Origin of the sequence: Synechococcus sp. PCC 7502 (assembly GCF_000317085.1) — a bacterium.
Classification (GTDB): domain Bacteria; phylum Cyanobacteriota; class Cyanobacteriia; order Pseudanabaenales; family Pseudanabaenaceae; genus PCC-7502.
Genome location: NC_019702.1, coordinates 2,826,088 through 2,844,594, shown reverse-complemented (window position 1 = coordinate 2,844,594; position 18,507 = coordinate 2,826,088). Strand labels below are relative to the sequence as shown.

At 40.4% G+C, this 18,507-nt stretch carries 21 protein-coding genes and 2 pseudogenes; 10 read left to right on the top strand and 13 right to left on the bottom strand.

What is annotated here, in order from left to right:
* Positions 1-11: 11 nt before the first annotated feature.
* The 3 genes from SYN7502_RS14210 to SYN7502_RS14200 are packed head-to-tail and all read right to left on the bottom strand — an operon-like array spanning position 12 to position 3,826.
* On the bottom strand, positions 12-1,358 hold the full coding sequence (locus SYN7502_RS14210; RefSeq protein ID WP_015169475.1) for a UDP-glucose dehydrogenase family protein: 1,347 nt from the start codon (positions 1,356-1,358) through the stop codon (positions 12-14).
* 39 nt (positions 1,359-1,397) lie between these two features.
* Positions 1,398-2,339, bottom strand: coding sequence for a UDP-glucuronic acid decarboxylase family protein (locus SYN7502_RS14205; RefSeq protein ID WP_015169474.1), 942 nt, complete (start codon positions 2,337-2,339; stop codon positions 1,398-1,400).
* 20 nt (positions 2,340-2,359) lie between these two features.
* On the bottom strand, positions 2,360-3,826 hold the full coding sequence (locus tag SYN7502_RS14200) for an SLBB domain-containing protein (protein WP_015169473.1): 1,467 nt from the start codon (positions 3,824-3,826) through the stop codon (positions 2,360-2,362).
* A gap of 157 nt (positions 3,827-3,983) precedes the next feature.
* On the opposite strand from SYN7502_RS14200, the gene SYN7502_RS14195 reads away from it, so the two are divergent.
* Positions 3,984-4,736 (top strand): HAD-IA family hydrolase, encoded by a 753-nt coding sequence (locus tag SYN7502_RS14195; protein ID WP_015169472.1) that lies wholly within the window; start codon positions 3,984-3,986, stop codon positions 4,734-4,736.
* A 149-nt stretch (positions 4,737-4,885) separates the two neighbouring features.
* On the top strand, positions 4,886-5,650 hold the full coding sequence (locus SYN7502_RS14190) for a carbohydrate ABC transporter permease (protein WP_144050225.1): 765 nt from the start codon (positions 4,886-4,888) through the stop codon (positions 5,648-5,650).
* Here SYN7502_RS14190 and SYN7502_RS14185 read toward each other — a convergent pair.
* Entirely contained in the window at positions 5,647-6,069 is a 423-nt protein-coding gene (locus SYN7502_RS14185; RefSeq protein WP_015169470.1) for a Fur family transcriptional regulator, read from the bottom strand. The two genes, SYN7502_RS14190 and SYN7502_RS14185, sit on opposite strands and share 4 nt — an antisense overlap.
* Positions 6,070-6,230: 161 nt before the next feature.
* Here SYN7502_RS14185 and SYN7502_RS14180 point away from each other — a divergent pair, with 161 nt between their 5' ends.
* Both SYN7502_RS14180 and SYN7502_RS14175 read left to right on the top strand, forming a co-directional pair.
* Positions 6,231-6,803, top strand: coding sequence for a peroxiredoxin (locus SYN7502_RS14180; RefSeq protein WP_015169469.1), 573 nt, complete (start codon positions 6,231-6,233; stop codon positions 6,801-6,803).
* A gap of 105 nt (positions 6,804-6,908) precedes the next feature.
* The gene (locus SYN7502_RS14175) at positions 6,909-7,907 is read left to right on the top strand and encodes an NAD(P)/FAD-dependent oxidoreductase (RefSeq protein WP_015169468.1); all 999 of its coding nucleotides are present in this window, start codon (positions 6,909-6,911) and stop codon (positions 7,905-7,907) included.
* Between the two features lie 191 nt (positions 7,908-8,098).
* Here the strand turns inward: SYN7502_RS14175 and SYN7502_RS14170 are convergent.
* A pseudogene (locus SYN7502_RS14170) lies at positions 8,099-8,329 on the bottom strand (transposase); the annotation flags it as partial.
* Between the two features lie 47 nt (positions 8,330-8,376).
* On the opposite strand from SYN7502_RS14170, the gene SYN7502_RS14165 reads away from it, so the two are divergent.
* Positions 8,377-8,688: a transposase gene (locus SYN7502_RS14165; protein ID WP_015168729.1), complete on the top strand. Its 312-nt coding sequence runs from the start codon at positions 8,377-8,379 to the stop codon at positions 8,686-8,688.
* Entirely contained in the window at positions 8,642-9,226 is a 585-nt protein-coding gene (locus SYN7502_RS14160) for a transposase (protein ID WP_371257776.1), read from the top strand. The genes SYN7502_RS14165 and SYN7502_RS14160 overlap by 47 nt, the downstream gene beginning before the upstream one ends.
* 10 nt (positions 9,227-9,236) lie before the next feature.
* On the opposite strand, the pseudogene tnpA reads toward SYN7502_RS14160, so the two are convergent.
* The 3 genes and pseudogenes from tnpA to SYN7502_RS14150 form a co-directional block, all read right to left on the bottom strand.
* Positions 9,237-9,452 (bottom strand): annotated as a pseudogene (gene tnpA, locus SYN7502_RS19060) (IS200/IS605 family transposase); the annotation flags it as partial.
* Positions 9,445-10,008 (bottom strand): transposase, encoded by a 564-nt coding sequence (locus SYN7502_RS14155; protein ID WP_246828924.1) that lies wholly within the window; start codon positions 10,006-10,008, stop codon positions 9,445-9,447. The gene SYN7502_RS14155 and the pseudogene tnpA, both read right to left, overlap by 8 nt.
* A 21-nt stretch (positions 10,009-10,029) precedes the next feature.
* On the bottom strand, positions 10,030-10,251 hold the full coding sequence (locus SYN7502_RS14150) for a transposase (RefSeq protein ID WP_015167663.1): 222 nt from the start codon (positions 10,249-10,251) through the stop codon (positions 10,030-10,032).
* Positions 10,252-10,499: 248 nt separating this feature from the next.
* On the opposite strand from SYN7502_RS14150, the gene ureE reads away from it, so the two are divergent.
* From ureE to SYN7502_RS14135, 3 genes are all read left to right on the top strand, one after another.
* A complete protein-coding gene (gene ureE, locus SYN7502_RS14145; protein WP_015169467.1) occupies positions 10,500-10,949 on the top strand; it encodes an urease accessory protein UreE in 450 nt (149 codons plus the stop codon).
* The gene (locus SYN7502_RS14140; RefSeq protein ID WP_015169466.1) at positions 10,891-11,643 is read left to right on the top strand and encodes an urease accessory protein UreF; all 753 of its coding nucleotides are present in this window, start codon (positions 10,891-10,893) and stop codon (positions 11,641-11,643) included. The genes ureE and SYN7502_RS14140 overlap by 59 nt, the downstream gene beginning before the upstream one ends.
* A 203-nt stretch (positions 11,644-11,846) precedes the next feature.
* Positions 11,847-13,532 carry an NAD(P)H-quinone oxidoreductase subunit 4 gene (locus tag SYN7502_RS14135; RefSeq protein ID WP_015169465.1) on the top strand — a complete coding sequence of 562 codons (1,686 nt, stop codon included), beginning with the start codon at positions 11,847-11,849 and terminating at the stop codon, positions 13,530-13,532.
* Positions 13,533-13,794: 262 nt separating this feature from the next.
* Here the strand turns inward: SYN7502_RS14135 and SYN7502_RS18450 are convergent, their stop codons facing one another.
* The 4 genes from SYN7502_RS18450 to SYN7502_RS20710 all read right to left on the bottom strand — a co-directional run bounded on the left by SYN7502_RS18450 (position 13,795) and on the right by SYN7502_RS20710 (position 15,609).
* Positions 13,795-13,989 (bottom strand): hypothetical protein, encoded by a 195-nt coding sequence (locus tag SYN7502_RS18450; RefSeq protein WP_051023638.1) that lies wholly within the window; start codon positions 13,987-13,989, stop codon positions 13,795-13,797.
* A 560-nt stretch (positions 13,990-14,549) separates the two neighbouring features.
* Positions 14,550-15,116 (bottom strand): IS630 family transposase, encoded by a 567-nt coding sequence (locus SYN7502_RS20720; protein ID WP_015167904.1) that lies wholly within the window; start codon positions 15,114-15,116, stop codon positions 14,550-14,552.
* A 2-nt stretch (positions 15,117-15,118) separates the two neighbouring features.
* Positions 15,119-15,334, bottom strand: a complete 216-nt coding sequence (locus SYN7502_RS20715) for a winged helix-turn-helix domain-containing protein (protein WP_210391275.1) — start codon at positions 15,332-15,334, stop codon at positions 15,119-15,121.
* Positions 15,331-15,609 (bottom strand): helix-turn-helix domain-containing protein, encoded by a 279-nt coding sequence (locus tag SYN7502_RS20710; RefSeq protein ID WP_210391274.1) that lies wholly within the window; start codon positions 15,607-15,609, stop codon positions 15,331-15,333. The genes SYN7502_RS20715 and SYN7502_RS20710 overlap by 4 nt, the downstream gene beginning before the upstream one ends.
* A gap of 261 nt (positions 15,610-15,870) precedes the next feature.
* Here SYN7502_RS20710 and SYN7502_RS14115 point away from each other — a divergent pair, with 261 nt between their 5' ends.
* Positions 15,871-16,245 (top strand): hypothetical protein, encoded by a 375-nt coding sequence (locus tag SYN7502_RS14115; protein ID WP_015169463.1) that lies wholly within the window; start codon positions 15,871-15,873, stop codon positions 16,243-16,245.
* Between the two features lie 89 nt (positions 16,246-16,334).
* On the opposite strand, the gene SYN7502_RS14110 is transcribed toward SYN7502_RS14115, so the two are convergent.
* Positions 16,335-18,479 (bottom strand): polyribonucleotide nucleotidyltransferase, encoded by a 2,145-nt coding sequence (locus SYN7502_RS14110; protein ID WP_015169462.1) that lies wholly within the window; start codon positions 18,477-18,479, stop codon positions 16,335-16,337.
* Positions 18,480-18,507 lie beyond the last annotated feature (28 nt).

Here is an 18,507-nt window from a genome sequence, read left to right as displayed (position 1 = left end):
AATTATTGAGGCTACCGCCCAATCCCCACATACTTAAAGCCTAGAGCTTCCAATTTTGTGCGATCTAGGAAATTACGCGCATCAACAATTACAGGATTATTCATCAGAGTTAGCATCTTGCCATAGTCTAGGTCTTGAAATTGCTTCCAGTCAGTAACTAACACCAAGGCATCACAACCATCAGCCAAGCGTTCGGGATCGGTTTCGACAATCACGTTGGATAGCCCATCTCGCAGTCCAGACTGGGAAACAATTGGGTCGTAAGCCTTAACCCGAGTTCCCAGCCGATTAAGTTGGTCAATTAAAGTTAAAGCTGGAGCATCCCGCAGATCATCGGTATCGGGCTTAAAAGTAATTCCTAACAGCCCAATGGTTTTACCCTTCAGGATTTTCAAAACCTGTTGCAACTTTTCCAAGACCACCAAACGTTGCTGTTGGTTAACTTTAACGCAGGACTTAAGAATTTCCGTACTATAGCCATAGTCAGAGGCGGTGTGAATCAGAGCGGAGACATCTTTACCAAAACAGGAGCCACCCCAACCAATCCCAGCTTGGAGAAACTTCTGTCCAATGCGAGAATCTAAGCCAATCCCACGGCTAATTTCTTTGACATCAGCACCAACGCGATCGCAAATATTTGCCACTTCATTAATAAAGCTAATTTTCACTGCCAAGAACGCATTAGCAGCATACTTAATCATTTCCGCCGAACTAATATCGGTTTTGACAACAGGTACAGGTGGTAGTCCTTGGTTAGCAGGGTTAGCAAATTTACGGTTAATAATATCGGCATATAGCTGTTCCATTAACTCAATCGCTTGAGAACTAGTACTGCCTAAAACGATGCGATCGGGATTAAACGTGTCGTCAACTGCCACACCTTCGCGTAGAAATTCGGGATTACTGACAATATCAAATTCAGCCTGAGCTTGAGTCTCTGCCATGCCCTCTAAAACAATCATCCGTACCCAATCCCCAGAACCAATGGGAACCGTTGATTTATTGACAATGACTTTATAGCCCTGTTTTAGATGGGAACCAATACTACGAGCTACAGCCTCTACATACCTGGTATCACTCTGCCCGTCTGGTAAAGATGGAGTACCTACAGCAATAAATAAAACATCACCGTGATCCACTCCTGCGGCAATGTCAGTGGTAAAGTTAATTTTCTGTTGAGCGATCGCCGCTTGCATAATTTCTGGTAGCCCCGGCTCGTGGATGGGGGACTGCCCTGATGCCATTAATTTAACCTTAGTTTCATTGTTATCAACACAGATGACATCATGACCGATATATGCCAAGCACGCACCAGTAACTAACCCCACATATCCTGTGCCAATTACACAAACTTTCATATTATCCTATGTTCCTATTTTTCTTGAGTAGAGATGTAACTATTGAGCTTGAGTATTTCTTAAAAATTCCCTAAAGTAAGCGATCGTCATCGCTAGTCCCTCTTCTAACTGCACCTTAGGCTCCCAATCTAACCAATGCTTAGCTTTAGAAATATCAGGTTGACGGCGACGGGGATCATCTTGGGGCAAAGGCTTAAATACAATATCGACATCGGGGTTAACCATACGCTGAATTGTCGATGCCAATTGTAAAATTGTATACTCTCCCGGATTCCCCAAATTTACAGGTCCAATGTAAGTGCCATTCATCAGGCGGATCAAACCTTCAACCAAATCGGAAACATAGCAAAAACTGCGAGTTTGAGAACCATCACCATACACCGTTAGGGGAATACCCTTTAATGCCTGCACCACAAAATTACTGACAACCCGCCCATCATTTTCTAGCATTCTGGCACCGTGGGTATTGAATATACGGGCAACTCGAATATCAACTGCATTTTGGCGATGATAATCAAAGGCTAGGGTTTCAGATATACGCTTACCTTCGTCGTAGCAGCTACGAATACCGATGGGATTAACATTCCCCCAATAGTCTTCCGATTGAGGATGAATTTCAGGATCACCGTAAACTTCAGAGGTAGATGCCAATAAAAATCTTGCCTTTAGTCGTTTTGCCAGCCCTAGCATATTCATAGTACCGATGACATTGGTTTTAATGGTTTTGATCGCATTGGATTGGTAATGCACAGGAGAGGCTGGACAGGCAAGGTGGTAAATTTGATCGACTTCTAAGGTGATTGGTTCAGTAATATCATGGCGAATCAACTCAAATCGAGGATGCTCAAGTAGATGTTGAATATTGCGCTTATGTCCTGTGTAGAAATTATCTAAACAAATAACTTCATTTCCTGCTTCAATCAGGCGATCGCAAAGATGAGAACCAATAAAGCCAGCACCACCAGTAACTAAAATCCGCATACGCTTTACTATTTATTAAATTAATTTTTGTTAAATAAGTTGGAAAGGGTAATAAATGGCGCAATTAGGTTCACTGCTTTTTGGGCAGAATTTAATAAACTAGCACCAAAAGACGTGCGGATCACGATCACATCACGATCTCTAAGGCTAGGATTAGTATCCTCGTTGGCAGGTGAGGATAAATTGGCAACCAACTTGCGTTGAGTTAGGGAACCATCGGGATTAATTCTATATAACTCGACACTACGCCAATCGGCATCACTTGTTAACCCCCCGACGGCAGCGATAGCCTCGGTAAAGGGAGCATTAGGGGTTAGGGTAATAGTGCCAGGGGACTTAGCTTCGCCCACAACCCTGACATTAATTACCGATGGAGAAAATACAGCTTTGGCAATCTGACCAAATTCCGCCGTATTTGGAGCTTGTGCGATGGAAACAACCACGGAATCTCCGTCAATTAGTCGAATATCCTGTGCTAAATCGCCTTTATCTATTAGTTCCCATAGATTAGCATTAATGACAATTCGTTCGCCCCCTACACCACTGCGAATAATCTTAATGTTCCGCACGTCTGCTCTTTGGGTAATTCCCCCCGCTTGCTGTAAGGCTCTGGTTAAGGTAGGGAGAAGATTACTAACGGCAGTTTGTCCGACTGCAGAAACTAAAGCACCTCCATTACGAGAATAGGTTAAGGTTTGTGGCCCAGTGCGATTAACTTCTCCAGATACCGCAATCTGAATGGAAAAGGTATCAGGGGCAAAGGATGCAGCGCCCACTTGTCTTGGCTGTGTGGCGGTCGGATCACTTAATCCGGGGACAAAAATTGAATCCCCATCCAGTAACTTCAGGTCTTGATTAATATCTCCTTGACGTAGTAAGTTTAGGAGATCGGCTTTGATAATGCGTCTCTGTCCTCCAGGAGCCAAGCGGGAAACTTGAATATTACTGACATCCGCTTGCTGGGTGACCCCACCCGCCAAATTGATTGCTGATGTCAAGGTCGTAGCTTGAGTATTACTACTACCTGTAGATGATGCTTGGATAATTCTGGTACCGGGTCTATTCACTTCTCCAACTATGGCGATATTCAAAGGACGAGGTTGAACCAAAACAACATTAACGATTTTACGAACTAGGTATGGTGCTAATTTTTTCTCTAGTAGTCGTGCAGTTTCTTCAATGGTTAAACCTGAAATTTTAATACCACCAATAAGCGCAAGGGTGATGGTGCCATCGGGTGCAATTGTTTGAGTTCCGCTAAGTTCAGGTACATTAAAAACTGCAATTTGAATTCCATCTCCTGCACCTAGCGTGTATTTACCTATGTCTTCTGGTAGGGTGACATTGACAAGAGGATTAAAGTTAGAGTTGAGGGCGGCGGGAGTTGTAGGGGTACCGAGGGGAACTACAGGCTGAGCAGTAGTGGAGGATGGAAATATTGGTAATGTTGCCAACACCAAGCTAGTCAGGTAAGTGTATTTATTCATAATTTCTCATCACCACTTTATATTAATCAAGATATTAATTCAGGATGTTAATTAGGTTCAAGCTAACCACAAGCTAATTATAAGGATACTGTTCTAATTTGTTTATGTTGCAGTATATGCTTAAAGTCGATTTTCACTTTATGTATATTACCAACTAATGCTTTTTCCGAAAGTGATTTTTTTTGATGCTGTCGGTACTTTGTTTGGAGTGCAAGGTAGTGTAGGAACAATTTATAGCACGATCGCTCACAAATATGGTGTTAATGCTAAGTTTGAAGATTTAGATCAAGCATTTTTTCACGATTTTAAGACTGCCCCAAAGATGGCATTTCCTGATGTGGATCGATCGCAAATTCCTGAATATGAATATCAATGGTGGCGAAATATTGCTAAATCGACATTTAACCAAGTCGGAGCATTACAGGACTTTAAAGATTTTGATGCCTATTTTCAGGAAATGTATGACTTTTTTGCTACACCTGAAGCTTGGTATATATATGAAGATGTTGTTCCTACTCTAACATATTTGCAAAATCAAGGCGTAACTCTAGGTATAATTTCTAACTTTGATCACCGTATTTATGCTGTTTTAGAAAGCTTAGAGCTTCATAATTTTTTTGCATCAATAACGATTTCCACCCAAGTCGGAGCCGCAAAACCCGATTCTCAGATTTTCCAAGCAGCGATCGCTAAACATCAAGAAGTTAATCCTGATCAAAGCCATTGGCATATTGGAGACAGCTACAAAGAAGACTATGAGGGAGCTATTAAAGCCAATTTAGTTGGAATCTGGCTCAATCGCTATTCTAGTTCTGAAGTCAGCGATCGCTCTATTAATTCTTTAAATTTCACAATTAGTAGTATGCAAGATTTGATCTCTAAGGTAAATTCTCTGCTAGCTTTGAATTAAGATTTTTAGGCTCCCGTGAAACTATCTATACTGAAATCGCAAATATTCGCCAATCCGAAGCAAAATATACAAATAAAATTAGCCTAATAAAATTTACATTGATTAAAAACCTATCCCGATACTTTTTGCCTAGCTTGATTGCCATACTAATGATTGCCCCCTTACTGTGGCTAGTTAGTACATCACTAAAAGGTAGTGACGAAAATATTTTTAGCTTTCCGCCCCAATTTATTCCTGCCCATCCTACCCTAGATAACTTTATTAAGGTTTGGCAAAATAATCCATTTTATTTATATCTATTCAATAGCATCCTTGTATCTGGGGTAACAGTAGTTTTGAATTTGGTGTTTTGTTCGTTGGCAGCTTTTCCATTGGCTCGGCTGAACTTTCGGGGTAAAACGGTATTCTTTTGGGTGATCGTTGGTACTACGATGATTCCGTTTCAAATTACGATGATTCCCCTATATATTTTGGCAGTGCAGTTAAATCTTAAAAATACCTATTTCGGCTTGATTTTTCCCTATATAGTTTCAGCCTTTGGCGTGTTTCTTCTGCGTCAGGCATTTCAGGGAGTTCCCAAAGAACTAGAGGAAGCAGGTCGGATGGATGGATGTTCTCCCTTGGGGATTTGGTGGTTCGTGATGATTCCAGCTATTCAACCCGCTTTAACTACCCTTGCGGTATTTACCTTTGTAGGGATGTGGGGGGATTTCCTATGGCCCCTGATTATCTTAGATCAGCCCCAATTTTATACTTTACCTTTGGGAGTAGCTAACTTAGCCAGTGCATTTTCCGAAGACTGGCGACTTATTGCCGCAGGTTCAGTAATTTCGATTTTACCAATTTTTATATTTTTTATATTTCTACAACGTTACTTTGTGCCGAATAATGTGGCTGCGGGTGTAAAGGGTTAATTTGTCTCTGTATTACAGCGATCGCAAAGCCCGTAAATAGTAGATTCATAACCTGTGACCTTAAGCCCTGATCGCAAAAGTTTAACTAATGGGGGATGAAATACTTCCCAATCCAAATCCTCGATCGCCTTACAATTCAAGCAAAAAAAGTGATGATGTTCTCTAACATTGGCATCAAACCGAGATACCCCATCTTGGAGCAAAACTTCTCGTACCAAACCTACATCTTTTAACGCAGTTAAAGTGCTGTAAACCGTAGCCTTAGAAGACATAGAAAAATCTTGGTTTAAATCCCCCCAAATCTGCTCTACGGTGGGGTGATCACAACGTGCAAGCAAATTCGCATATACAGAAAACCTCTGGGGTGTAATTCTTAAGCCCTTAGATTTCATGATTTCAGTAATAGTGCTTGTATCCATGGCTTTAACGGTATTTTAACTAGATCATCTAAATAGCTTACTACAATAACATATATAAGTAATATTAGTTCTTTTTTTATATTAAATATTATTATTGACAAATTCTTAACTTAGAATTATTCTTAGTTATATTCAAATCGTTTACTAACTAATAAATTACTATGGCAGTTATAGATACCTTACCAGACGTAACATTTAAGACCCGTGTCCGTGACGAATCCGTAGAAGGTACTAACCCATTCCGTTGGCAAGATCGCACCACTGAAGAAATTTTTGGCGGTAAAAAGGTTGTTTTGTTTTCGCTACCCGGTGCATTTACCCCCACCTGTTCTTCTAATCACCTCCCTCGCTATGAAGAGCTTTATGATGAATTTAAAGCCCTTGGGGTTGATGAAGTCATCTGTGTTTCCGTAAATGATGCTTTCGTTATGTTTAAGTGGGGTAAAGAAATCGGAGCTAAAAACGTATTCTTACTACCCGATGGTAATGGCGAATTTACCCGTAAGCTTGGTTTCTTAGTTGATAAGTCCAATCTTGGATTTGGCTATCGCTCTTGGCGTTATGCTGCTGTAATCACCGATCGCAAAATCGAAAAACTCTTTATAGAACCTGGTTTCAGTGACAATGCTGATAGTGATCCTTTTGAAGTCTCTGATGCTGATACTGTTTTAGCCTATCTCAAGGGTGCAGAGCCTGCTGGCGTATCAACTCCTCGCCTAGCATTTGTTGGTTAAAGGTTAGCTTAATTAAGATCAAAGTTTAAATAAATACAGGGGCGGTGATAAGTTCCGCCTCAAATTTTTGTCTCTAAGTTTAAGAGTCAATATGGAGTCAATATTATGAAACTCACTAGTAAAAACTTAAATGAGCGCATTGACACTCTCTATGATGTGATCATTGCTGGCGGTGGAGCCGGTGGCTTGTCTGCGGCAATTTATCTGGCTCGCTATGGGCTGAAAACCCTAGTGATCGAAAAAGGAAAAGGGCGTTCATTCTGGATGCAGGATTTGCGGAACTATGTGGGGCTTGATCCAGATACTCCCGGTCGAGATATTCAAAAGCACGGCATGGAACAATCTCTCAATTGGGGTGCTGATTACCTACGAGCCTATGTGGAAGATGTAACTGATCTGGGCGATCGCTTTGCTGTCAAGGTTAAAGTTGGCAAAACTAACAGTACCTATCCCATATTTCATAGCAAATATTTAATAGCTGCTACAGGAATTATGGATTATCTGCCCCAATTGGACGATATGCAGAATGTTTATGATTATGCAGGCTATACTTTACACGTTTGTATGATCTGTGATGGTTTTGATATGTGGGATCAAAAAGCGATTCTAATTGCTGCCTCCGAATCTCAGATCAATGCTGCTTTTGTCATGAACTGGTTTACTCCCTATATTTCTGTACTGACCAACGGGTTATTTTCTGTGAGTGATGCCATGAAACAAAAACTAGCTGATCATGGTTATCCTTTGTATGAGTCGGCGATCGCTAAATTCCTTGGAGAAGATCATCATCTTAGTGGTGTAGAACTAGTCGATGGCACGGTGGTAGAAGCAACTACTGGTCTGGTAAATATGGGTTCTCATTACCATAACCATTACCTTAAAGGCATTGAAGGCTTAACCTGGGATGGAGAAAACCTCGTTACCAATGATATGTGTCAAACTAGCCATGAACGAATTTTTGCCGTGGGTGATCTGAAAAAAGGCTTAAATCAAGTTTCGATTGCAGTTGCCGATGGTACCTTAGCAGCTACCCAAATATGGCGTAATATTCGTAGAGCCAGCCCACCCAGAAAATGGGAAGAAAATTTAATGAAAGCAAATTAATTAATGATATACCTTAGCTATATCACTATCACTCTGTTTAGCTGTTTGAGAATGGTTACTCTGTGCCTTCTTTTATAGAGCCTATTTGAGATCTATTATGAGCAAGATGTATGAGCATTAGCCTTAGGAAACAGAGGTTCAATTTCGTTTTAGCAATGAATAACCCCGCCGCAAGCGGCGGGGTATCCAACTTAAAAGAGTTCTAGCTGATTATTTATGTGTAAGCCTGTGTAATCTTTTCCTTGAGCTTCTACATACTTTTTAACTATTCCTTCGTTTCCATGCTTTCCAACTATACTTGCGTAATACCCGTCACTCCAAAATTCACCTCCCCACAATTTTTTCTTGACCCATGGGCATTTCTTAAATATTTCTCTTGCTGTTAGACTTTTGATCAGTCTTACCAATTTTGTAACGCTATAGAGCCTGTTTCATATCTATTATGAGCAAGATGTATGATGCTTAGAAAATGCTAAATCCATACTCAAGTAGCCTAACAGATAAAGAATGGGAAATTATAGAACCATTGCTCCCAAAGAAAAAGCAAACTAGACCACCAACTTGGACAAAAAGACAAATTTTAGACGGCATACTCTACCAACTTAAAAACGGTTGTAATTGGCGAGATATGCCCCGAGACTTACCACCATTCTCTACAGTGTATCGATACTACAAGGAGTGGAAAGATACAGGTACATTTACTGCGATTATGGAAGCTTTGCATGCAACAGCCCGTGAACAGTCAAAAAAAATCAAAATGGACAACTTTAATCATCATTGACTCACAAGCAGTGAAAAATACCTGTAATGCAAGTATAGAATCCAAGGGCTTCTGCTCCTACAAAGCAACTAACGGGATCAAAAGACATTTAGCCGTTGACATACTGGGATTTCCTTTTTTCACCTATTTAACAAGAGCAAATGTATCAGATGACCAAGGACTGATTGAGATGTTAACGTTTAACATTGATTACTTCAAATCGAAGCCAGATGACATTACCCTAACTACGATATTGCTGGATAGTGGTTATCATATCGAAAAATTGACGACTGATTTACAGAAGGTTTATCCTGAGATTATGACTAAGATTAGGTTTGAAATTTCTCCTAAGGTATCAAAGCAACAGAAGGCAGAAAAAGGTCTGTCTGGGTTTGTAGTTGTGCCGACAAGGTGGGTAATTGAAAGGTCAAATGCTTGGGTTGAAAGATGCAAAATCTTAGTTAAGAACTTTGAGAGAACTCTCGTTAATGCTACAGCTAAACTCAATCTTTGCTTTATTCGTTTGATGCTAAAAACAATTGCTACTCATGAGATATGAAACAGGCTCTATATGTCGGTACTGATTGAACAAGATAATGAACATGATCTTTATCTACTCCTATTTCTAAAAATTTAACCTCATATCGTTTCTCTATCTCTAAACAAACTTCTTTTAGTACCTGATCTACTTCTTGATCAAATACCGCCCTTCAATATTTTGCTGGAAATACAAGATGATATATCAATACACTTACGTTATGTTTTTTGTGTATATATTCACTCATTCCTGAATGTTAATCGAAAGCCGCCCCAACGGGCGGGGAATTTACCCAAGAGATTAAAAAGAGTCCTCTCATAGTTCTTAACTAAGATTTTACATCTCTCAACCCAAGCATTTGACCTTTCTACTATCCATCGCATCTTTAGGGGTACAAAGCCTGACTTACCTGCTGCTGTTTTTTCTGCCTTTGTTAGTTTAGGAGATTGCTCAGACTTAATCTTACTCATGATCTTTGGGTAGATTTTCTCTAGTTCCTCCATAGTCTTCTTAGGATGATAACCATCATCTACAAGTATTGTAATCTTGGGAATATTCATAGGCTTAGCTTTGAAGTAATCTATGTTTTCAGTAAACATTTCGATTAATCCTTGGTCATCAGTAACACTAGCTTTGGTGCAATGGGTAAAAAATGGAAATCCTAGGCTATCAACGGCTAAGTGTCTTTTAATCCCATTAATACATTTGTAAACACAAAATCCTTCAGCATTACAAGTATTCTTTGTTGCCTGAGAATCAACCATGATTAATGTTGTCCATATTCTTTCTTTTAGTCTGTACACGCACCATGCTATGAAGTTTAATTACGCCTTCATTTCGCCATTGCTTGTAGTGCCAGAATACGGTTGAGTTGGTGGTAGATCTTTGGATAGGTCAATCCAATTACATCCATTCTTGAGTTGATATAAAACACCGTTAACAATTTCCCTTTTTGTCCAATTTGAAGGTCGGGTCTTCTTTCTCTCTGGTAACAGTGGCTCTATGATTTCCCATTCTTTACCTGTTAAGCTGCTTGTGTACTGCATTTTAGCTCTATACTAACATTTATAGATGTCAAATAGGCTCTATAAATGCAAAAAGCTTTGATCGAAAAACACCACTTTTAATAGCAATGGAGCGAGAGAACTATGAAATGGTTGAAATATTAAGAAAACATGGAGCTCAGGAATCAATCTAACTGTATATTTGAATTGACTACCTGAACAAAGAAATGAAACCATAATTTCTAAGCTCCTTCCTGAACTCAAGATTACCGCCGCCGAAATACTCAAGCATGATTGTTTTAACTGAAGTTATTGACCACCATTCACCCAATTTCCATAGTTACACATCGGCATATACCCTTGCCCTGACTGCTGACGAACGTACCCGTAGTCGATTACGCTATGAAGCGATCGAAGGAGAAATGCTGCAATTACAACTACCCAGAGGTACGGTTTTACATAATGGGGATTTATTAGTAACAGCTTCTAAGGATAAATGTGTCAAAGTAATTGCCAAGCCTGAACCCATCATTACAGTTAAAGCTAATTCTCCCTTGGATTTATTGCGAGCCGCCTATCATTTAGGTAATCGTCATGTGCCGTTAGAAGTTAAACCAACCTATCTGCGCCTTGCCCCAGATTCAGTCCTAGAAGATATGCTGAAGCATCTAGGATTAGAGCTTGTTCAAGAAACTGCCCCCTTTCAACCAGAATCAGGAGCATACGGGCATAGTCACTAATCTTTTACGTTTATTGCAGTTATGCAGTCCTACCCTACCCATAGGAGCTTATAGTTATTCTGAAGGGCTGGAAACTTTGTGCGATCGCCAAGTAATATCTGATCCAATCACCTTAATCCATTGGCTAGAGCAGGAATTAAAGTATGGTTCTATTCGCGTTGAAACAGCCGTGCTAGTTCGTGCCTACGATGCGATTAATCCTGTAAGCTTTGCACCAAATTTAGAAACCTTGAAATATTGGAACAACTGGTTTTCCGCATCTCGCGAAACGGCTGAACTCCGAGCATCTAGTTGGCAGATGGGAACTTCCCTAGGTAAACTCTTAGCGGATATTTCTCCTTCAGACTTTACTCAAACATTTAAAAATATTTACGATGCCAGTTATCCCGTGGGTGTTTGCAACTTAGCGATCGCCTTTGGTATTGCTGCTGCTACTTGGAAGATTGACAAAAATATTATAGTTTCTGCCTATCTGCAAACTTGGGTTGGCAACCTAGTTAGTGCGGGAGTAAAATTAATCCCCCTTGGTCAAACTGCGGGACAGACTATAATCTTTAACCTCGGCACTCAAATTGCTCAAACTGCTTTAGAAGTCCTAAATCTTAGGGATGATCAGTTAGAAAGTTGTAATTGGGGCTTGGCGCTCGCCTCAATGCAACATGAATATCTGTACAGTCGGCTCTTTCGTAGTTAATTTAAATAAAGAAAAATAAAGATTTTAAGATGCAGGAATTAACTAAAATTAAGAAGAACAGTAAGTATTTATACTTTATTAACTAACCTGTTACATGAAAATCTTAAATTAGCAGCAAATGTTAAAGATTAGTTAAAGTTTTTTATAAATACTTTACAAAGTTTAATAAAATAGAAGTTGCTGAATATGGAGCGCAAATAGCTGTGATTACAAATCAATTTCCGTGGCTGACCACAATCATCCTCTTACCACTTATTGCTGCGTTGGTCATCCCTTTAATTCCCGATAAGTATAGTAAGTTTGTGAGATGGTATGCCGTAGGGGTTGGACTCGCAGACTTTTTACTAATGGTTTATGCCTTTTGGCAGAATTATAATCCAAATGATTCGACCTTTCAACTTGCTGAAAAGTATGCTTGGGTTCCACAACTTGGCTTAAACTGGTCGCTTTCTGTAGATGGTCTTTCTGTGCCTTTAGTCCTATTAGCTGGATTAGTAACAACTTTGGCAATACTATCGGCGTGGCAAGTAGATCGCAAGCCCAAACTATTTTTCTTTTTAATTCTGCTGCTGTATGCTGCCCAAGTTGGCGTATTTGTGGCTCAAGACGCTCTTCTACTTTTCATTATGTGGGAATTAGAGCTAGTTCCAGTTTATTTGTTGATATCAATTTGGGGTGGACAAAATCGTCGTTATGCCGCTACGAAGTTTTTACTATATACGGCGGGAGCTTCAATATTTATCCTATTAGCAGCCTTGGGTATGGCCTTTTATGGAAATAACGTCACCTTCGATATGGTGGAACTGGGAATGAAGGACTATCCTCTTGGCATCGAACTCCTACTCTATGCAGGCTTACTAATTGCCTTTGGGGTTAAACTAGCGATCTTTCCAATGCACACTTGGCTACCCGATGCCCACGGCGAGGCTTCTGCTCCTATATCTATGATCTTGGCTGGTGTGCTGTTAAAAATGGGTGGATATGGCTTAATTCGCTTTAATTTGGAAATGTTACCCAATGCCCATGTTTACTTTGCGCCGATTCTTGCCATTCTTGGGGTTGTTAATATTATTTATGGTGGATTAAATTCCTTTGCCCAGCCCAATATGAAGCGACGCTTAGCTTATTCTTCAGTTTCGCACATGGGATTTGTATTAATTGGAATAGCAGCATTTACCGACCTAGGTATTAATGGGGCATTATTACAAATGCTGTCCCACGGTTTAATTGCCGCTCTTTTATTTTTCTTGGCAGGTATTACCTATGATCGCACCCACACTCTAATTTTGGAAGAAATGGGTGAAATTGGTAAACTTATGCCCAAAGTATTTGCTTTATTTACCGCAGGGGTGATGGCTTCCTTGGCTTTACCTGGTATGAGCGGATTTGCCAGTGAATTATCGATTTTTATTGGTTTGGCAACTAGCGAGGTTTATAGCTCTCCCTTCAGGTTTGGTACTGTCATTTTAGCCTCAGTGGGCTTGATATTAACTCCAGTTTATTTGCTATCGATGCTCAGACAATTGTTTTACAATACGGGCGTATTTCCTGCTTGCGTGATTGATGCCTACAAAGAAAGGGGAATGGGTGAACAGGAAGCAGTATGTTTTGGTACCAATTGCTCCTTGCCTGCGGAAGTAATTTTTAGTGATGCTAAACCACGGGAATTAGCGATCGCTTTCGTTTTTCTTTTACCAGTATTAGGCATAGGCTTTTATCCTAAGTTAGCAACCCAGTTCTATGATGTTAAGACTATGGCAATTAACACTCAAATTAAGGAAGCCTATACCCAAATTGCTCAAGCGAAAGGTAATATCTACGCTAAGGGATTTTGGGCACCAACCATCTCTAAATCTGACGTGGCTCCGAGCTTTGCGGTAATTAAGTAGGTTTTAAGTTTATAGGACTTACGCATTGACAGAAATAGCGAGATATGAAGTCAAACTGAAACAGATTGCGTGAGATTTTCCAAGATAAATTGACGAATGACAGGTATAAATAAGTCCCTCGATATCTGATACAAATTAGTGATTAAGCCATCAATTCGCATTTTTTGTAACTTGGTAAAGCATAGTGGGAGCAAAAGAAATGATTACAAACCTGCTTGATAGCTTTGTGGAAATATTCAATTTGCCAATGTCTATCATTGATTTATTTGAACTTTAGCCGAGTGACTTGTTTGAGTAATTCTAAATCTTTGAGGTGGAGGATGTAATATCGGGCTTTATTTTTGAAGTCCTGACAAAATACCTTAACCCAGCCAAATTCTGTGAGATAGACCACCAAACCACTATCAGGAGTCTCCAATGTTTGTCCCTGAACTTCTTTACCCTGTTCGATTAACAATCACTTTAAGTTCTGGCAGTGGTGTTTTTACGTTTTACGTTTGTAGAGCAACAACCTAAAAATCAATATTTTTGGATCCAAAATCCAATCCATCGCTACAATCGCTACAAACAATCTAACTCTCTCCTATGAGCTAGATCACTACAACAAAGTAGCTAAAGTTCCTAAATGGCTAGACAAATTGAAATTTTGAATATATGGAGAATAGGAGACTCGAACCCCTGACCTCTGCGGTGCGATGGTAGGAATCACCTATCTAAAACGATTGATATTAAAAGCTCTTGCTATTGTCAATAATTAGGTATACCAATTTTATACTAATTCTTAAGACACTTTACGTTTACGTTTTTGATTGCTTGGTAGCGATCGCAGATAGTTATCGATAGCAACTTGATGTGCGTTTGAGTCGCCTATATTTGCAATGTAGTCATTCAACAATTCATGGTTATAGTAAACATCATTACGCTTGTTAATTCGCTTGTAATGGATACCTTCGTTTAAATTACCCTGTAGTCTCCAGTTACGAAGAGTCCGCCAAGAGAAGCCTGTTATACCAAACTTTAAATACGAGCTACAGATAAAGCCTCTAAAATATAATCCCACCCAACAATCGAAGCAATTACCTCTTGAGTCATAACTTCTAACCTTTCCCGCATTAATGCACGCAACTGGTCAAGATCTTTTGGCAGTTTCCACCTCAACCCTAATTTGAAATGCTGCCACACTCTTTCAATGGGATTAGTCTCAGGTGCATGGGCAGGCTGAAATAGCAAAATAATATTTTTAGGAATCTTTAACCGTTTTGCTCTGTGTGCTCCTGCTTGATCCACTTGCATAACGATGATGTCACCTTGAAAATATGCGCTTACTAAGTTCAGAAATACTTGGAAGCATTCACTATTAAGGTGAGTAAATTCATAGAAAAAGCTTTCCCCTGTTGATGGTTCTACAATTCGATAGAGGTAAGTTGCCTTAAACTGCCACTGAACTTTACCTTTGGGTTTGACTCCTCTTGCTGTGATCTTCCTTCCACTAATTGTCTTTAACCCAATTCGTGTTTCATCTTGACAAAAGAATCTCACTTTGCCATTTAGTCCGATTATATTAATGCCGAACCAGGCAATCATGCTTATAATACTGGCAAGGTTTTTTTATATGCTTCTACTTGCTCTTCTGACTTTCCTGCGCTGACTGGACGTGTCACTTTCGGTCTGGCTTTCAGCCGATATCGGACTAGATGATGCACAGTTTTATAGTTTGATTTGATTCCTAATTGGTTCTCTAACCATTGGCAGATCTGCCCATAACTTTCAAAGCCTTCTGCTTCTTCCAGCTTTTTTATCAATGCTTTCTGCGCCCATTGTGGAATACTCTGTTTTCGCCCTGTTCTAGGTTTAGTCCTACTATTCCCCCTTTGCGATAATTCCCTAACCAATCTTGCAATGTAACTCGATGCCGTCCCAGTATTGTCGATGCTGTCTGGATTGTGCTTGCTTGTTTTGTTTTTAACAGATACAGCATCTGAATTCTTTCTTTATCTGATGCGGTCTTTTGCACTCTCAGCATATGTTTTAGCTCTTCTTCACTTTCGCTGATCTCTAATTTGTATACTCCTGCCATTTTTTTCTTTGAACTCGGTTTATATATTTATACCATCTGTAGCCTATACTCTTCGATTTGGTATTATGGGAGTGGAATGAAATAGCAGTCAGATTATTAGTCACATTTTTTAATTGGATATGGATTCACTCTCGAAAAAAGACAACTGCTGCCCAGAGAGCTAATTTAACCAATAGAAAGTGGACTTGGGATAATGTTTCCACCTACTCTACTTTACTTTGATGCACTACCTATGAATCCCAGATTAGGAGTACTTCCGATTTGCCATCTTTCCTTAATGCGATAGAGGATAAATTAACAGCTATTGAAGATTTTATCTGTGAAAAAGCGGAGTTAGAAAGTTATTCACTAGGTAGTTTTACTAATCCGACAACCTTAACGCTAGAGCCATCGACAAGGCTTATTAAAATCTCTGTTACCAGTTTTTCTGACGCCATATCTGGGCGTTTTGGGAGAGCAGAGGGACAGCCTAATAATTATCCATTTGTGTTTATCGCTATCATTTTATATCAACTTTTACAGGCGTTAGTAATGCAGCGATCATGGGCATTTGGTTGTAGTTTGATCACAATTGCCTCTTTACGAATATTGGCGATCGCATGGGGTTTACAATTACCTATAATTCGATTTAGTTAGCTGTACATCGAAAACTGCCGATTTTAAACGTAAGGGGATAATTTTGTCCCCTTTACTATAAACTCAAGTTAAAGTCAAGTTAAAAGTAACTAATTAGCAGACTCAAAAGCGGCTTTAGCAGCAGCAGCTTCATCAGGATGAATTCCTAAGCGAGTTAGATTGTAGCGTCCCCTTTGGTCAACTTCACGAATTTTGATAATGACCTCATCGCCGACCGCAACTTCATCTTCAACTTTCCCGACTCGTCCCTCTGCCAGTTGCGAGATATGTACCATTCCTTCTTTGCCGGGCAAGAATTCGACAAAGGCACCAATGGGAATTATCCGCATGACTTTGCCGACATAGACATCGCCTGCACTGACCCGACGAGTCATACTCTCGATTAGTATTTTGGCACGTTTAGCTCCATCACCATTAGTGGATGAAATGGTTACAGTACCATCATCTTGGATGTCAACCTTTGCCCCTGTTTCTTCGGTAATGCCTTTGATGTTACGACCACCAGGTCCAATCACTAGTCCAATTTGATCGGGGTTAATCTGCAAAGTTAATAGCCTTGGCGCATAGGGTGATAGTTCTAGCCTTGAGGTAGGAATCGCTTCCATCATTTTGTCTAGTATGTGCATTCTTCCTGCTTTAGCTTGAATAATCGCATCCCGAATAGTACTCATGGCAATACCAGTGATTTTCATATCCATTTGTAAGGCTGTAATTCCAGTATCGGTGCCTGCGACTTTAAAATCCATGTCTCCCAAGAAATCCTCAATTCCCTGTATATCCGTTAAGATGCGAGTCTGATCTCCCTCTTGAATTAATCCCATAGCAACACCACTTACGGGTTTGGTGATTGGCACCCCTGCATCCATCAGAGCTAATGTCGAAGCACAAACGGAACCCATAGATGTGGAACCATTGGATGATAGAACTTCGGATACGACTCTAAGCACATAGGGGAACTTTTGGGCGGGTGGCAGTACAGGCACAATTGCCCGTTCAGCTAAAGCCCCATGCCCAATTTCTCTTCTGCCGGGGGATCTCATGGGTTTAACTTCACCAACAGAATAGGGAGGCATATTGTAGTGGTGCAAGTATCTTTTCTTCTCATCGGGATGCAGATCATCCATTTCTTGAGCATCGGAAGGAGAACCCAAGGTAGCAATGGATAAGACCTGAGTTAGACCACGATTAAATAAACCACTGCCATGCACACGGGGAAGAATACCTGTATCCGCAGAAACGGGACGAACTTCATCTAGTTTACGTCCATCAATTCTGATGCTGTCTTCAATCACCTGTCGGCGCATATAAATTTTAGTGATTTCTTTAAAAGTGCTGCTCACGACTTTATCGGTAGCTACAAGCTTAATCGGATCAGTTTCTTCGAGGTTAGCGATCGCCGCTTTGAGTTCTTTTTTAATTTGATCGAGGGCGGCATCTCTAACGGTGCGATTTTTTTCAAGACTAGCGACTACCTGTTGAATTTTGGTGCCAACTTGCTCATTAATAAAGCTTTGTAGGGTTAAATCTACGGGTGGTGGTACTAAATCGACTGGAGCAATACCCAGTTCTGCCATAATTATCTGCTGTGCTTTGATTAGCTCTTGCACCGCCTCATACCCAAATTCGATCGCCTCGATCATGTCCTGTTCTGGCAGTTGATTGGCTCCCGCTTCTACCATAATGATGCCTTCAGGGGTGCCTGCAACCACTAGGTCGAGGTCTCCTGCTTCCACTTCTGCATAGGTGGGATTGATAATAAATTCATCACCCACTAGACCAACTCTCACGCCCGCCATCGGACCATTAAAGGGTAATCCAGCTACTAAAGCAGCGATCGAAGCCGCAGTTACTGCCAAAACATCAGGTGGAGACTTTTCATCTAATGCCATTGTTGTTGCTACAATCTGAATATCATCCCGAATCCAGTTAGGAAATAGAGGACGCATGGGGCGATCAATCAACCGACAAATTAAGATTGCCTTTTCGGGTGGACGACCTTCTCGTCTTAGAAATCCACCGGGTATTCTGCCTGCTGCATATAGTCTCTCCTCATAGTCAACCATTAGAGGTAAAAAATCTATGCCTTCCCTTGCTTCTCCCCGTGTGGCTGTAACCAAAACTGCAGTCTCGCCGCATTGTATTAATACCGATCCACCTGCCTGTGGTGCCAACAAGCCAATTCTTAACTTAATCTCTCTGCCATAGAATGAGATTGTTTTTTCTGTTGCCGTCATTATGCTTCTTCTTACTTTAGTTTTCTTA